Source organism: Kitasatospora sp. MBT66, from assembly GCF_000710405.2.
GTDB classification, from domain to species: Bacteria; Actinomycetota; Actinomycetes; order Streptomycetales; family Streptomycetaceae; genus Kitasatospora; species Kitasatospora purpeofusca.
The window spans coordinates 87,799-102,722 of the sequence record NZ_JAIY01000002.1 but is presented as its reverse complement, the minus strand read 5'-3'; the positions used below and the strand labels follow the sequence as shown (position 1 = coordinate 102,722).

The 14,924-nt window shown below is 72.9% G+C and carries 15 protein-coding genes; 10 read left to right on the top strand and 5 right to left on the bottom strand.

What is annotated here, in order from left to right; translation table 11 throughout:
• The first annotated feature begins 297 nt into the window (after positions 1-297).
• From aceA to BI06_RS01850, 3 genes are all read left to right on the top strand, one after another.
• Complete coding sequence (gene aceA, locus BI06_RS01860; RefSeq protein ID WP_043464380.1) at positions 298-1,593, top strand: isocitrate lyase; 1,296 nt, start codon at positions 298-300, stop codon at positions 1,591-1,593.
• A 109-nt stretch (positions 1,594-1,702) separates the two neighbouring features.
• Positions 1,703-3,316 (top strand): malate synthase A, encoded by a 1,614-nt coding sequence (gene aceB, locus BI06_RS01855; protein ID WP_043464378.1) that lies wholly within the window; start codon positions 1,703-1,705, stop codon positions 3,314-3,316.
• A 23-nt stretch (positions 3,317-3,339) separates the two neighbouring features.
• On the top strand, positions 3,340-4,206 hold the full coding sequence (locus BI06_RS01850; protein ID WP_043464373.1) for a 3-hydroxybutyryl-CoA dehydrogenase: 867 nt from the start codon (positions 3,340-3,342) through the stop codon (positions 4,204-4,206).
• A gap of 31 nt (positions 4,207-4,237) precedes the next feature.
• On the opposite strand, the gene BI06_RS53070 is transcribed toward BI06_RS01850, so the two are convergent.
• Positions 4,238-5,014 carry a hypothetical protein gene (locus tag BI06_RS53070; protein WP_233289977.1) on the bottom strand — a complete coding sequence of 259 codons (777 nt, stop codon included), beginning with the start codon at positions 5,012-5,014 and terminating at the stop codon, positions 4,238-4,240.
• 111 nt (positions 5,015-5,125) lie between these two features.
• On the bottom strand, positions 5,126-5,332 hold the full coding sequence (locus BI06_RS01840) for a hypothetical protein (protein WP_055731102.1): 207 nt from the start codon (positions 5,330-5,332) through the stop codon (positions 5,126-5,128).
• A gap of 72 nt (positions 5,333-5,404) precedes the next feature.
• Here BI06_RS01840 and BI06_RS54600 point away from each other — a divergent pair, with 72 nt between their 5' ends.
• Complete coding sequence (locus BI06_RS54600; RefSeq protein WP_255360175.1) at positions 5,405-5,539, top strand: hypothetical protein; 135 nt, start codon at positions 5,405-5,407, stop codon at positions 5,537-5,539.
• Between the two features lie 12 nt (positions 5,540-5,551).
• On the opposite strand, the gene BI06_RS01835 is transcribed toward BI06_RS54600, so the two are convergent.
• Positions 5,552-6,109, bottom strand: coding sequence for an NUDIX hydrolase (locus BI06_RS01835; protein WP_043464366.1), 558 nt, complete (start codon positions 6,107-6,109; stop codon positions 5,552-5,554).
• Positions 6,110-6,210: 101 nt separating this feature from the next.
• Here BI06_RS01835 and BI06_RS01830 point away from each other — a divergent pair, with 101 nt between their 5' ends.
• Positions 6,211-6,873: an HAD family hydrolase gene (locus tag BI06_RS01830; protein WP_043464363.1), complete on the top strand. Its 663-nt coding sequence runs from the start codon at positions 6,211-6,213 to the stop codon at positions 6,871-6,873.
• On the opposite strand, the gene BI06_RS01825 is transcribed toward BI06_RS01830, so the two are convergent.
• Entirely contained in the window at positions 6,854-8,167 is a 1,314-nt protein-coding gene (locus BI06_RS01825; RefSeq protein WP_051740110.1) for a hypothetical protein, read from the bottom strand. The two genes, BI06_RS01830 and BI06_RS01825, sit on opposite strands and share 20 nt — an antisense overlap.
• A gap of 350 nt (positions 8,168-8,517) precedes the next feature.
• Between BI06_RS01825 and BI06_RS01820 the strand changes: the two genes are divergently transcribed.
• Positions 8,518-8,730, top strand: coding sequence for a hypothetical protein (locus BI06_RS01820; RefSeq protein WP_043464357.1), 213 nt, complete (start codon positions 8,518-8,520; stop codon positions 8,728-8,730).
• Between the two features lie 15 nt (positions 8,731-8,745).
• Here the strand turns inward: BI06_RS01820 and BI06_RS01815 are convergent, their stop codons facing one another.
• The gene (locus BI06_RS01815; protein ID WP_043464353.1) at positions 8,746-10,179 is read right to left on the bottom strand and encodes a short-chain fatty acyl-CoA regulator family protein; all 1,434 of its coding nucleotides are present in this window, start codon (positions 10,177-10,179) and stop codon (positions 8,746-8,748) included.
• Between the two features lie 242 nt (positions 10,180-10,421).
• On the opposite strand from BI06_RS01815, the gene BI06_RS01810 reads away from it, so the two are divergent.
• The 4 genes from BI06_RS01810 (at position 10,422) to cobF (ending at position 14,868) form a co-directional block, all read left to right on the top strand.
• Positions 10,422-11,933: an MmgE/PrpD family protein gene (locus BI06_RS01810; protein ID WP_043464350.1), complete on the top strand. Its 1,512-nt coding sequence runs from the start codon at positions 10,422-10,424 to the stop codon at positions 11,931-11,933.
• Between the two features lie 14 nt (positions 11,934-11,947).
• The gene (prpB, locus tag BI06_RS01805; protein WP_043464519.1) at positions 11,948-12,853 is read left to right on the top strand and encodes a methylisocitrate lyase; all 906 of its coding nucleotides are present in this window, start codon (positions 11,948-11,950) and stop codon (positions 12,851-12,853) included.
• 21 nt (positions 12,854-12,874) lie between these two features.
• Positions 12,875-14,011 carry a bifunctional 2-methylcitrate synthase/citrate synthase gene (locus BI06_RS01800; RefSeq protein WP_043464347.1) on the top strand — a complete coding sequence of 379 codons (1,137 nt, stop codon included), beginning with the start codon at positions 12,875-12,877 and terminating at the stop codon, positions 14,009-14,011.
• A gap of 95 nt (positions 14,012-14,106) precedes the next feature.
• Positions 14,107-14,868: a precorrin-6A synthase (deacetylating) gene (gene cobF, locus BI06_RS01795; protein ID WP_030394021.1), complete on the top strand. Its 762-nt coding sequence runs from the start codon at positions 14,107-14,109 to the stop codon at positions 14,866-14,868.
• Positions 14,869-14,924 lie beyond the last annotated feature (56 nt).

Below are 14,924 nucleotides of genomic sequence, written 5' to 3'. Positions count from 1 at the left end.
GGCACCCGTCCAGCGGTGACGGCGCCCCCGTCGGCCTGCCAGAGTCGTACCGCGGCCGGGCCCCGAACCCGGACGGCGGCAACCACCGGCCAGAAGCCGGGTGTTGGCGCCCGTCCCCGGCGGACCCACGTCCCGCGGTGTCGCACCGCCCGCCCGGTATCCCGGCCGCACCCGCCCTCCTGGTGGCGGTCATCACATCCTTCGCAGCACATCTCTTCGCAGCGCGACTTTCGAAGCGCGTCCCTTCACAGCACGTCCCTTCACAGCACACGGCAACGAGCCCGGGAGCGGATCACCATGACCGAGTCGGTACGGCAGCAGCAGGAACGGCGCGCGGCGGAACTGGCCGCCCGGTGGGCGTCCGACCCGCGCTGGGCGGGCATCGAGCGCAGCTACACGGCGGCGGACGTGGTCCGCCTGGCCGGGTCGGTCCGCGAGGAGCACACCCTCGCCCGGCGCGGCGCCGAACGCCTGTGGCAGCAGCTGCACGAGCAGGACTACATCCACGCCCTCGGCGCGCTCACCGGCGGCCAGGCCGTCCAGATGGTGAAGGCCGGCCTACGGGCGATCTACCTGTCCGGCTGGCAGGTCGCGGCCGACGCCAACCAGGCCGGGCAGACCTATCCCGACCAGAGCCTCTACCCCGCCAACTCGGTCCCGCAGGTGGTGCGCCGGATCAACAACGCGCTGCTGCGGGCCGACCAGATCGACGCCGCCGAGGGCACCGACGGCGGTCCGGACTGGCTGGTGCCGATCGTCGCCGACGCGGAGGCGGGCTTCGGCGGCCCGCTGAACGCCTTCGAACTGACCAAGGGCATGATCGCGGCCGGTGCGGCGGGCATCCACTACGAGGACCAGCTGGCCTCCGAGAAGAAGTGCGGCCACCTGGGCGGCAAGGTGCTCGTCCCGACCGCGCAGCACATCCGCACCCTCAACTCCGCCCGGCTCGCGGCCGACATCGCCGATGTGCCGACGCTGATCGTCGCCCGCACCGACGCGCTGGCGGCCAACCTGCTCACCACCGACGTGGACGAGCGCGACGCCCGCTTCTGCACCGGCGAGCGCACCGCCGAGGGCTTCTACCGGGTCGAGCCGGGCATGGCCCCGGTGATCTCCCGCGGCCTCGCCTTCGCCCCGTACGCGGACCTGATCTGGGTGGAGACCGGCACCCCGGACCTCGGCCAGGCCCGGGAGTTCGCCGAGGCGATCAAGGCCGAGCACCCGGACAAGATGCTCGCCTACAACTGCTCGCCCTCCTTCAACTGGAAGGCCGCGCTGGACGACGACCGGATCGCCAAGTTCCAGCGGGAGTTGGGCGCGATGGGCTACCGGTTCCAGTTCATCACCCTGGCCGGCTTCCACGCGCTCAACCACTCGATGTTCCAGCTGGCGCGCGGCTACGCCGAGCACGGCATGACCGCCTACGTCGACCTCCAGGAGGCCGAGTTCGCAGCGGTGCCGGACGGCTACACCGCCGTCAAGCACCAGCGCGAGGTCGGCACCGGCTACTTCGACCAGGTGAGCACGGCACTCAACCCCAACGCGGAGACGCTCGCCCTGACCGGATCCACCGAGGCCGAGCAGTTCCACTGAGCCACCCCGGCGGGCTCGTCGGGGACGAGCCGCCTTCCGCCGCGCCGCCCGGGGACCCCGTTGAGGGACGGGGCCCGGGCGGCCCCCGACCCGCCTCCAGGAGAACCGGATGAGCCTGCCCACCCGCATCGAGGTCCTCGGCGCCCCCGAGGACCGCTTCGAGGAGGTCCTCACCCCCGAGGCCCTCGCCTTCGTCGCCCGCCTGCACCTCCCCTTCGCGGCCCGCCGCACCGCACTGCTCGCCGAGCGGCGGCGCCGGGCCGACGCCCTCGCCGCCGGCGGCACCCTGGACTTCCTGCCCGAAACCCGCGCCGTCCGGGAGGACGACGGCTGGCGGGTGGCCGGGGCCGGACCGGGCCTGCACGACCGCCGGGTGGAGATCACCGGCCCCCCGGAGCGCCGGATGGCCGTCAACGCCCTCAACTCCGGCGCCAAGGTGTGGCTCGCCGACTTCGAGGATGCCACCTCCCCCACCTGGCACAACCTCGTCTCCGGCCAGCTCAACCTGATCGACGCGATCGAGCGCCGGATCGACGACACCACCGCCGGCGGCAAGCGCTACTTCGTCGGGAACGACCCCGCCACCATCGTCGTCCGCCCGCGCGGCTGGCACCTCGACGAGCACCACCTGCTGATCGACGGCCGGCCGGCGATCGCTGCGCTGGTCGACTTCGGCCTCTATCTGTTCCACTGCGGACGGCCGCAGATCGAGGCCGGCTCCGGCCCCTACTTCTACCTCCCCAAGCTGGAGAACCACCTCGAAGCGCGGCTCTGGAACGACGTGTTCACCGTCGCCCAGGCCGAGTTGGGCATCCCGCACGGCACGATCCGCGCCACCGTGCTGATCGAGACCGTCACCGCCGCCTTCGAGATGGACGAGATCCTCCACGAGCTGCGCGAGCACGCCGCCGGCCTCAACGCGGGCCGCTGGGACTACCTGTTCAGCCTGATCAAGAACTTCGCCCAGCACGGGCCGAGGTTCGTCCTGCCGGACCGCGCCTCCCTCACCATGACCCAGCCGTTCATGCGCGCCTACACCGACCTGCTGGTGCGCACCTGCCACCGGCGCGGCGCCCACGCCATCGGCGGCATGGCCGCGGCGATCCCGCAACGCGACCCGGACGCCAACGAGGCCGCCCTCACCCGGGTCCGCGCCGACAAGGAACGCGAGGCCGGGGACGGCTTCGACGGCTCCTGGGTGGCGCACCCGGGACTGGTCGGCACCTGCCGCACCGCCTTCGACGCCGTCCTCGGCGACCGGCCGCACCAGCTCGACCGCGGCCGCGAGGACGTCGAGGTGACCGCCGCGGACCTGCTCGGCGTCCACCGGCTCTCCGTCGGCCTGCCCACCGAACAGGGCCTGCGCGCCAACGTCGCCGTCGCCCTGCGCTACCTCACCGCCTGGCTCGGCGGCACCGGCGCGGTCGCCGTGTTCGGCCTGATGGAGGACGTCGCCACCGCCGAGATCGCCCGCTGCCAGCTCTGGCAGTGGCAGCACCACTGCACCCGGCTCACCGGCGGCTCGCTCGCCACCCCGGACCTCGTCCGACGGCTGATCGACCGGGAACGGGCCACCCTGCTCGCCGAGGGCGCCGACCCGGCGCTGCTGGACGACGCGACCCGGATCCTCGTCGACACCGCCCTCGGCGCCGACCTGCCCGCCTTCCTCACCACCGAGGCGTACGCCCGCCACCTCGTCCGCACCACCGCACCGGCCCTGTGACACCGCCCCCGGAAAGGCTCGCCATGAACGACATCCGACGGGTCGCCGTCGTCGGCGCCGGACAGATGGGCGCTGGCATCGCCGAGGTCTTCGCCCGCGCCGGCCTGGACACCATCGTCTGCGAACACGGCTCCGCCGCCCTGCGCGCCGCCCGCGCCCGCATCGACCGGTCCCTGCACCGCGCCGTCGACCGCGGCCGGATCAGCGATCAGCAGCGCACCGACGCCTGGGCGCACCTGCTGTTCGCCGACGACCTCGAAGCCCTCGCCGACCGCCAACTCGTGGTCGAGGCCGTCGTCGAGGACGAACGCGTCAAGACCGACGTCCTCGGCGCCCTGGACAAGGTGCTCGCCGACGACGACGCCGTCCTCGCCACCAACACCTCCGCCATCCCCGTCACCCGCCTCGGCATCGCCACCGACCGGGCGGCCAACGTGCTCGGCCTGCACTTCTTCAACCCCGCCCCGGTCATGCCCCTGGTCGAACTCGTCTCCTCCCTGCACACCGACCCGACCGTCCTCAACCGCGTGCACACCTTCGCCGAGGAGGTGCTCGGCAAGCACGTCATCCGCTCCCGCGACCGCGCCGGCTTCGTCGTCAACGCCCTCCTGATCCCCTACCTCCTCTCCTCGATCCGCCTCGCCGAAGCCGGCCACGCCACCGCCCAGGACATCGACACCGGCATGGTCCACGGCTGCGCCCACCCCATGGGCCCGCTCCAACTCGCCGACCTCATCGGCCTCGACACCGTCCAGGCCATCGCGAAGTCGATGTACGAGGAGTACAAGGAACCGCTCTACGCACCCCCACCACTGCTCACCCGCATGGTCGAAGCGGGCCTCCTCGGCCGCAAGTCCGGCCGGGGCTTCCACCCCCACCGGCCGGCCTGAGCGAGGGGGCGCCGAGCGGCCCGGTGCCGCGTCAGGGGCAGGCTTCGCCGAACTTGACGGCCCTGACCGTCACCGGCTGCCCGTTCAGGGTGGTACCGGGCGCCGGATCCTGGGCGCAGACCTGCCAGTTCGACTGCACGATGATGATCCGGTTCTGTGCCGTGGCGTCCTTCGGGCTGATCGATGTCGCCCTGTCCAGGGAGTCGTACACCACCGACACCGCCTTGCCCTTGAAGTCCGGCATCGTGGCACCGGCCTTCGTGGGTCCGCCCGCACCCTGGTCCTGGGTGGGGCACTGCTCCTCCAGCTTCACCGCTCCCATGTCGATCTGCGTGCTGGTGTCCCGCCGGCCGGGCGCCGGGGTCTGGGTGCAGACCTTCCAGTTCCGGTCGATGATCTGGCTTCGGGAGCGACCGAGCGCGTCGTGGCTGGTGAGCAGGTAGAAGCCCGCCTTCTGCGCGGCGTCCTGGGCGGACTGCAACCCCATGCCGACGAAGGCGGGGAGCGTGCCGGACGTCGTCCCGGCCCCGGCCGCGGCGGGCGGCGCCGCGGCCGGGGGCGCCGGCGAAGGCGTCACCGCCGGAGGGGCGGTCACCACGGCCGGGACGGACGGCGCAGCCGCCACCGGCGGAGTGCTCACCACCGGCGGAGCGGTCACCGCAGGAGGAGCAGTCACCGCCGGAGGGACGGTTGCCACCGGGGGCGCCGTCGTCCGGCCGCCGCTGCTGGTGGCCTCCACCGACTCGCAGGCGGTGAGTCCGGCGATGGCGAGGCCGGTGACGACAACGGTGAGGCGAGTGCGGCGCATGAGGTCCCCAGGTAGGCGATTGCTTGTGCGGGGAGCGTAGTGAGAGGACGCGGGGGTGTGCAGGCGATGTGTCCGACCTGTGATCAATTGCCCTTCGCTCCGGAGGCGCGCTCAGCAGAACGGCAGGGTCTCAGTACTCCCGGCGGCGAGCACCCGCGCGTACACGTCCCCGTCGGCGCCGAGCGGTCGGTAGTCGAGCACCGGGTCACCGGCACGCACCAGAGCCGTGGCACAACCCAGGCACCAGCGACGCGGCGGCTCCGCGCCGATGTCCTCGATCGCAGCGGGTGCGGCGTGGCAGTTCACGCAGTCCGTCATCGGATCCTCCATGGTCAGAACCACGGTGGGGCCGCACCGGTGCGGCCCCACCGGTCCTTTATCGTCCGGCAGTTGCCCGCCGATCCGCAAACCCGACCGGCCCACCTGCGCCGCGGCCCGATCGGCCTCACCACGACGGCTCCGGAGGCCGATTGGACGGTGTCCTCACTCACCGGGCTGACCGAGCTGCTCCTCGGCGGGCGGTAGGAACGCCGCCGGTCAGCGGCCCGCACCGGCGAGGCGGTGCGGGCCGAGGTAGTAGGAGAGTGCCGCGTGCGAGGGGCCGTCCGGGATCCCGCCCGTGACCAGGAGCCGGACCACCTCGGCCTCCGGCAGCCACTCCACCCGGGCCGCCTCGGAGATGTCCTGGGGCTCGCCGATCCGGGTGCAGTCGGTGACGTGGTACGCCCGGAAGTGGGCGTCGCTGATGCCGGACATGGCGTCGTACTCGGTCAGAAGCTCGACGCGACCGGGCCGCCAGCCGGTCTCCTCCTCGACCTCGCGGGTGATCGCCCCGGCGGGCTCCTCCCCCGGGTCCGCCCAGCCGGCCGGGACCTCCCAGCCCCAGCGGCCGGTGATGAAGCGGTGCCGGTGGATGAGCAGGAAGCGGCCGTCGTCGTCGGTGACGACGGCCGTGGTGGATGCCCGGGGCATCCGGACGACGTGGTGCTCGATCCGCCCGGTCCCGGGGGTGTCGACCTCGTCGAGCCACAGCTCGACCCAGGACGACCCGTAGACCTGCCGCCGACCGTGGACCGGCCACTCCGCTCCCGCCACCGGGCACTCCTCACGCACGTACGAGTCGACGGCCCGACCCTCTCATGCGCGCTGAGCAGGGCGACGCCGATCGATCCCCGTCAGCCCGTTAGGCTGCCGGTATGACGATCAAGGCTGTGGTGTTCGACGTCGGGGAGTGCCTGGTCGACGAGACCCGGGAGTACGGCACCTGGGCCGACTGGCTGGGTGTGCCGAGGCACACGTTCGTCGCCCAGCTCGGCGCGGTCATCGCCCAAGGTCGTGACTACCGGGACACGTTCCAGGTGTTCCGGCCCGGATTCGACCTGTACGCCGAACGCGAGCGCCGCGCGGAAGCCGGCGCGCCGGAGACCTTCGGCGAGGGGGACCTGTACCCGGACGTCCGCCCCGCCTTCGCCGAACTCCGCGCGGCCGGGCTGCACCTGACGATCGCCGGCAACCAGACCGTTCGAGCGGGCAGGATCCTCCGCGAACTCTTCGCCGACGACGTCGATCTGATCGGCACCTCCGACGACTGGGACGCGTCGAAGCCGGACCCAGCCTTCTTCGGCAAGGTCGCCGAGGGCGTCCCCGCCGAGCCGGGAGAGATCCTCTACGTCGGCGACCGACTCGACAACGACGTGCTGCCGGCCCGGGCCGCCGGGATGCGGACGGCGTTGATCCGCCGCGGGCCCTGGGGCTGGATCCAGCAGCACGACCCGGCGACCGCGCAGGCCACCTTCCGGATCGACTCGCTCCTGGACCTGCCGGAACTGATCGCGACGGCTAACGCTGCAGGGAACTGAGCGTCGCACTCCACGAGTAGAGACGGTCGTCGACCCGCCGGACGGCGTCCGAGCCCTCCCACGGCGCGAGCGCCCGGCGGGCATCGCGCACCCGGTCCATGCCGGTCGCGTACCAGGTGACAGCGAGCTGGTCCAGCGCTTGCTCCAGGAGTGCGCAGGCCGCCTCGGGGTCGCGGGTCGCGGCTTCCAGGGCGGCCAGGTCACCGAGCACGACGATACGCTGCTTGCCGTCGGTCTCGGGCAGTTCGGCGAGCACCTGCCCAAGCGTGGTCCGCGCCTGTGGAATCAATCCCGCCGCGAGTTCGGCATTGCCTCGGAAAGCGCGCAGCCGAACCGGCGAGAACCAGGTGAACCAGTCCGGTGGCAGTGCGTCGCCGCCTCCAATTGCCAGCACGTCCTCGGCGTGGCGCAGGAGGCCCAGCGCGCCGCGCTGATCGCCGCAGCGGGTGAGGCACTCGGCCTCGACCGCATCGAACCAGGCGAGCACCTCGGCTGCGACGGCAGGCACCCGTCGGGCGTAGGTCCGGGCAGCCCGCATCCGCTCGCGGGCCGCCGGAAGGCGGCCGGCCCAGCCCGGCACGAAGGCGGAGTGCGCGAGGACCGCCGCGCCGAGCAGGCTGTCATCGGCCTCGCCCGCGGCCTGCAGTGCGCGTACGAGCGTCGCATCGGCGGCATCCGGCTGCCGCAGGTCGAAGAACTCGATCCTTGCCAGCAGCAGGAGCGACTCGGCGAGGGCCGAGGCGAGAATGCGGCGAGGGACACCGGACGTCTCGCCGAGAAGGGCGGTCCCGAGGTTGGCGTGCTCAGCGACAGCGCGGTGGAGGAGCGCCGGGGCGACGGACAGGTAGAGACGGCGGTGGGCCTCCACCACCGTCCCGAAGTCAGCGCCGATCGTGGCGGGCTGAGATCCTGCGCGACTGGCGGGCCGGGGCAGGGCGCCGCGCAGAACGGTCGGCGCCGGCGAAACCGCAGGGGTGGCGGGCGCCGCGGTCGGAGCGGGTGCCGGGCCGGCGGCCTTGTCCCAGGGCGGGCGGAATCCCAGGTCCTCGACGGGCTGGCGGAGGACGTGGGTGAGGAGACGCTGATAGTCCTCCTGCGGCCAGGGCGGGGAGTCGGACTCCCAGCGCCGGACCTGACGGACACTCACGACGATGGTCAGGCCGAGCTGGCGTGCTGATCTGCTCAGCGCATCTGCGAGGGCTTGCTGGCTCGGGTAGCCGGTCGCTTGCCTGGCGGCCTTCAACGCGAGGTTGGGCACTTGGTCCTCCACGGGTCCCGATGATGACTCAACCATACGGGTGGCAGGACCTCTTGAAGGTCTGATCGTGTGCGCATTCGGCACTCAAGTCCTGCCTCAGTCCTCAAAGAGTCCTCTTCAGGACCTTCAGGAGGTCCGCTCGGCGGACGACGATTACCTGTGTCGCCGACCGTAGCCATCGGCCTACTGGCAGGAGGGATCGCCCCCGTGCGCCCTGCATCGACACCGTTCACCCGCACACAGAAGGACGGTGCGGCCTGCATCGGCTGCGGCGACGGGGGTGGCGACCTCGATCCGGACGGTCACGTCCGGGCCCCGGAACTGCCCAGCCTCGGCTGGGCAGTCCGCGCACATCCCGCCTGCCGCACCGTCCCCGAGGAGGAGTCATGACCGACCGCACCATCTCGTCGCCCGAACCGCCGGAGGCGGAGTCGGGGACGGGCGGATACTGCCTGGTCTGTGGCGACTACGGCTACGGCAGGTACGTGGGCATGAGAACCGCCCTCACTGACTGGATCACCGAGCACCGGGCCTGCAACCCGCCGATCACAGCGAGCCTGTCCCGGGTGCGGCGCGAGGGCGAGGACTACTGGGTCTGATCCACCGGGGTGCCGTCACGACTGGTCCGCCAGGACCGGGTACGGGATGCGGGTGCGGTGGTTGGGGTCCACCGTGAGGGGGTTGGTGGCCGGGGGGCGGGCGCGTTGGGCGCAGTCGGTGCGTTCGCAGATGCGGCAGCCGAGGCCGATGGGGGTGGCGGCGCGGGGGTCGTCGAGGGCGGTGCCTTCGGCGTAGACCAGGCGGTGGGCGTGGCGGAGTTCGCAGCCGAGGGCGACGGCGAACTCGGCGCGGGCGGCGCGTTGGCCGTGGCCGCCGTGGGTGACCGTTCGGGCGATCCAGAAGTAGCGCTTGCCATCGGGCATTTCGGCGACCTGGGTGAGGATGCGGCCGGGTGCGGAGAAGGCTTCGTATACGGTCCAGAGCAGGCAGGTCCCGCCCAGGCGGGAGAAGTGGAAGCCGGTGGCGGACTGGCGTTTGGAGATGTTGCCCGCGCGGTCGGCGCGCAGGAAGGAGAACGGGACGCCTCGGCGACCGGTGCGCTGGAGGGTGCTCAGCCGGTGGCAGACGGTCTCGAAGCCGACGCCGAACCGGGCCTGGAGCAGTTCGATGTCGTAGCGCAGGTCCTCGGCGGCCGCGTGCACGGCGGTGTAGGGCATCAGCACGGCCCCGGCGAAGTAGTTGGCGAGGCCGATCCGGGCCAGCGACTCGGCCTGCGGGGAGGTGAGGCCGGCCTCGGCGACCAGGTCGTCCAGCAGCTCACACTGCTCCAGCAGGGCCAGCTGGGTGGCGAGTTGGAAGGCCCGTTGGCCGTCGGTGAGCCAGGGCGAGAGCCGCAGTACGCCGGTGGCGGGGTCGTAGCGGCGCAGGTCGGCCGTGTCCCGGTGGTCGGTCTCCGCCACCCGGACGCCGTGCCGGTCGGCCAGCAGTGCGGCGAGGGCGGGTGCCGACCGGCCGCCGGGCGGCGCGTCGAGCGTGCCGGCCAGGGTCTCGGCGGCCCGGTCGAGGGGGTCGATGTGGTTGTGGTGGGTGTAGAAGAAATCCCTTACCTCGTCGTGGGGTTCGGCGGCCGGGCGGGTGACGGCCGGCCCGGTGACTGCGGGGCCGGTGACGTGTTCGACGGCCTCCCGGTAGCGGCGGTGCAGGGCGACCAGGGCGCGGGCCACCTCGGGGTGGTCGCGGCTGACCTCGGTGACCTGCTCGGGCGGGACTGCGCCGCCGCAGGCCTCGTCGGCGAGGGCGGTGCGCAGGTCGGTGGCGAGGCGCTCCTCGTCGGTGTCGGAGAAGAACTCCGGTTCGACGCCGAGGACTTCGGCGATCCGCAGCAGCACGGGCGCGGTCAGCGGGCGCTGGCTGTGCTCGATCTGGTTGAGGTAGCTGGTGGAGATGCCGAGTTCGCGGGCCAGCTCGACCTGGTTGAGGCCGTGGGCGCGGCGCAGTCGGCGGAGCTTGGCGTGTGCGTAGATCTTCCGGGCGGCCGGGCGTGTCATGGGACCGGTGGTACTCCTCATTGCGGAACGGCGGAACGGCAGAACTGCGGAACGGCGGAACGGGCGGCTTCCTCGCCCGGCTTGCGAAAAGTACCACTGCCGCCCGTCGGCCGGATCCGCAGAATTCGCAGTTTCACCGCCCCGACGTGGCCCGATTCCGCAGTGTGGCTTCCTCGCCACGGGCGCCGTCGTGGGAAAGGCTCGTGGTGCGCCCGTTCCGCCGAAGCCCGCGAGGAGCCCCCGTGATCGAGTACCACGTCCGCGTCCACCCCAGTGCCGACCGGCTGCCGCGCGAGGAGCAGCTCGCCTGGCGGCTCGCCGCCGTCGCCGCCGGCACCGAGGAGCTGGACCCCGAGAGTGCCGCGATGGCCGTCAACCGGGTGATCGACAACGCCGCCGTGGCCACGGCCTCGCTGCTGCGCCGTCCGGTGGCGGTGGCCCGCGCCCAGGCGCACGCCCGCGCCCACCACGCCGCGCCGGGCGCCCGGGTGTTCGGCAGCCTGGTGCGGGTCGCGCCCGAGTGGGCGGCCTGGGCCAACGGGACGGCCGTGCGCGAGCTGGACTTCCACGACACCTACCTCGCCGCCGACTACTCCCACCCGGGCGACAACATCCCGCCGCTGCTCGCCGTCGCCCAGCACACCGGCCGCACCGGCGGCGACCTGCTGCGCGGCATCGTCGCCGCGTACGAGGTGCATGTCGCGCTGGTCAGGGGCATCTGTCTGCACGAGCACCGGATCGACCACGTGGCCCATCTGAGCGCGGCCACCGCCTGCGGGATCGGCACCCTGCTGCGGCTGCCGACCGAGGTCACCTACCAGGCCGTCCAGCAGGCGGTGCACACCACGACCGCCACCCGGCAGTCCCGCAAGGGCGAGATCTCCAGTTGGAAGGCCTTCGCCCCCGCCTTCGCCGGCAAGGCGGCGATCGAGGCGGTGGACCGGGCCATGCGCGGCGGGACCAGCCCCTCCCCGATCTACGAGGGCGAGGACGGTTTCCTGGCCTGGATGCTCGACGGACCCCGGTCGGACTACACGGTGCGGTTGCCGGAAGCCGACGAGCCGCGCCGGGCGATCCTGGACACCTACACCAAGGAGCACTCCGCCGAGTACCAGGCCCAGGCGATCATCGACCTGGCCCGGCGGCTGCGCGAGAAGACCGGGCCGCTGGGGCAGGTCCGCTCCGTGGTCCTGCACACCAGCCACCACACCCACCAGGTGATCGGCTCCGGCGCGAACGACCCGCAGAAGTACGACCCCACCGCCAGCCGGGAGACCCTCGACCACTCGATCCCGTACATCCTGGCCGTAGCCCTGGAGGACGGCGGCTGGCACCACGAACACTCCTACACGCCCGAGCGGGCCGCGCGTCCGGAGACCGTCGCGCTGTGGCGGCGGATCACCACCGTCGAGGACCCGGAGTGGACGGCGCGCTACCACGACCCCGACCCGAAGCGCCGGGCCTTCGGCGGCCGGGTGGTGGTCACCCTGGACGACGGCACGGTGGTCGAGGACGAACTCGCCCTCGCCGACGCCCACCCCAACGGCGCCCGGCCCTTCGACCGGCCCGCGTACGAGCGGAAGTTCCGCACCCTGGCCGAGGGGGTCGTCACGGCCGCCGACCAGGACCGCTTCCTGGCCGCCGCCGACGGCCTCGCCGAGCTGCGGGCCACCGACCTCGACGAGCTGTTCCCGGCCGTCGACACCCAGGCCGTCCGGGAGTTCGACGAGACCCTGCCGGAGGGCCTGTTCTGATGCTGCACACCCACATGCTGCACACCCGCACCACCGCCTCGCAGCGCCGCCGCGCCCTGCGCGAACGGCTCGCCACCGGACGGCTGCTGACCGTGCCGGGCGCGTTCAACCCGCTCTCCGCCCGGCTGATCCAGGACCTCGGCTTCGAGGCCGCCTACCTGTCCGGGGCCGTGCTCGCCGCCGACCTCGGCCTGCCCGACATCGGCCTCACCACCGCCACCGAGGTCGCCGACCGCGCCCGCCAGACCACCCGGGCCACCGACCTGCCGGTACTGGCCGACGCCGACACCGGCTTCGGCGAGCCGATGAACGCCGCCCGCACCGTGCAGCTCATGGAGGACGCCGGGGTGGCCGGCCTGCACCTGGAGGACCAGGTCAACCCCAAGCGCTGCGGCCACCTCGACGGCAAGACCGTCACCACCCGCACGGAGATGGTCCGCCGGATCAGGGCCGCCGTGGACGCCCGCCGCGACCCGGACTTCCTCCTCATGGCCCGCACCGACGCCCGCGCCGTCGAGGGCCTGGCGGCGGCGATCGACCGGGCGAAGGCCTATGTGGACGCGGGCGCGGACGCGGTCTTCCCCGAGGCGCTCGCCGACGAGGCCGAGTTCGCGGCCTTCCGCAAGGCCGTCGACGTCCCCCTGCTCGCCAATATGACCGAGTTCGGCAAGGGGCCGCTGCTGGACGCCCGGACCCTCCAGGACCTCGGGTACGACATCGCGCTCTACCCCGTCACCCTGCTGCGCCTCGCCATGGGCGCGGCCGAGGACGGGCTGCGCACCCTCGCCGCCGAGGGCACCCAGTCCGCCCTGCTGCCCCGGATGCAGACCCGCTCCCGGCTGTACGAACTCCTGGGCTACCAGGAGTACTCGGCCTTCGACTCGGCCGTCTTCGACTTCACCCTGCCGCCCGGCACCTGACGCACCGGAGGGACCGCCCCCATGTCCACCACCGCACCCGAGGTCCACCGCGGCCTCGCCGGTGTCGTCGCCGACACCACCGGGATCTCCACCGTCGTCCAGGAGACCAACTCGCTCACCTACCGCGGCTACCCCGTACAGGAGTTGGCCGCCCAGCGCTCCTTCGAGGAGGTCGCCCACCTGCTCCAGTACGGCGAGCTGCCGGACGCGGCGCAGTTGCAGGGGTTCCGGGCCCGGGAGCGCGCGCTGCGACCGCTGGACCGCACCACCGCGGAGCTGCTGGCCCGGCTCCCGGAGACCTGCCACCCGATGGACGTGCTGCGCACCGCCGTCAGCTTCTTCGGCGCCGAGGACCAGACCGAGGACGACGGCCGCCCGGCCCCCGGCCTCGCCAAGTCCCTCACCCTCCTGGCGAGGCTGCCCACCGTGGTCGCCACCGACCGGCGCCGCCGACGCGGGCTGGACCCGATCGCCCCGGACCCGGAGCTGGGGTACGCCGAGAACTTCTTCCACATGTGCTTCGGGGCGGTGCCCGCGCCCGAGGTGGTCCGCTGCTTCGAGATCTCGCTGGTGCTGTACGCCGAGCACAGCTTCAACGCCTCCACCTTCACCGCCCGCGTCGTCACCTCCACCCTCTCCGATCTCTACAGCGCCGTCACCGCCGCGATCGGCGCGCTCAAGGGGCCGCTGCACGGCGGCGCCAACGAGGCGGTGATGCACATGCTGGAAGAGATCGGCGACCCGGCCCGGGCCGCGGACTGGCTGGACCGGGCGCTCGCCGACCGGCGGAAGATCATGGGCTTCGGCCACCGCGTCTACAAGCACGGCGACTCCCGCGTCCCGATCATGCAGGCGGCCCTGGACGACCTGGTCGCCCGGAGTACCGACCCGCGGGCCGCGCGGCTGGCGGCGCTGCACACCGCGCTGCGGGAGGCGATGCTGGAACGCCGGGGCATCCACCCCAACCTGGACTACCCGGCGGGCCTGGCCTACCACCTGATGGGCTTCGACACCCCGGTGTTCACACCGATCTTTGTGATGAGCCGGATCACCGGCTGGACGGCCCACATCTCCGAACAGCTCGCCCACAACGCACTGATCCGCCCGCTCGCCCGCTACGACGGGCCGGAGCAGCGGCCGGTGCCGGTCTCCGCCTGACGGTCCCGGTCGCCGTCCGACGGTCCCGGGCTCCAGCCGGACGGGCCCGGGCTCCCGTTACCCCGCACCCCTCCCGACCGGGCAGAATCGTGGGCATGCGGCACATCAACGTCATCGGCATCGGTGCGGGCGACCCGGACCACCTCACCCTGCAGGCGGTCAAGGCCATCGCCCGCACCGACGTCTTCCTCCTCCTCGACAAGAACGAGCAGCGCCAGGACCTCATGCGGCTGCGCCGGCGGATGATCGAGGAGCACGCCCGCCCCGGTCACCGGGTGGTCGAGGTGCCGGACGCCGAGCGCGACCGGACCACTCCGGCCTACACCGAGGCGGTCCAGGACTGGCGCCGCCGCCGGGCCGAGCTGGTCGGCCGGCTGGTGGCGGAGGAACTGGGCCCGGACGGCACCGGCGCGCTGCTGGTGTGGGGCGACCCCAGCCTGTACGACAGTGTGACCGCCGTGCTGGACGAGGTGCTGGCCGCCGACCCCGGCGCGTTCGACTACGAGGTGGTGCCGGGCATCAGCAGCGTCTCGGTGCTCGCCGCCCGGCACCGCACCACCCTGACCCGGGTCGGCCGCCCGGTGCGGATCACCACCGCGCGCCGGCTGGCCGCCGAGGGCTTCCCGCCGGGCGCCGAGGACACGGTGGTGATGCTCGACGGGCAGGCCGCCTTCGGCCGGATCGACCCCGAGGGCGTGCACATCCACTACGGCGCCTACCTGGGCGGGGAGGACGAGATCCTGGTCTCCGGTCCGCTCGGCGAGGCGGCGCCGGAGATCGCGCGGCTGCGCGGCGAGGCGCGCGAGCGCAAGGGGTGGATCATGGACACCTATCTGCTGCGCCGCACCGAGGACTGACCGCGCGCCGACCGGTCCGACCCGCCCCGCCCCGGCCTGCGACGACCGGGGCGGGA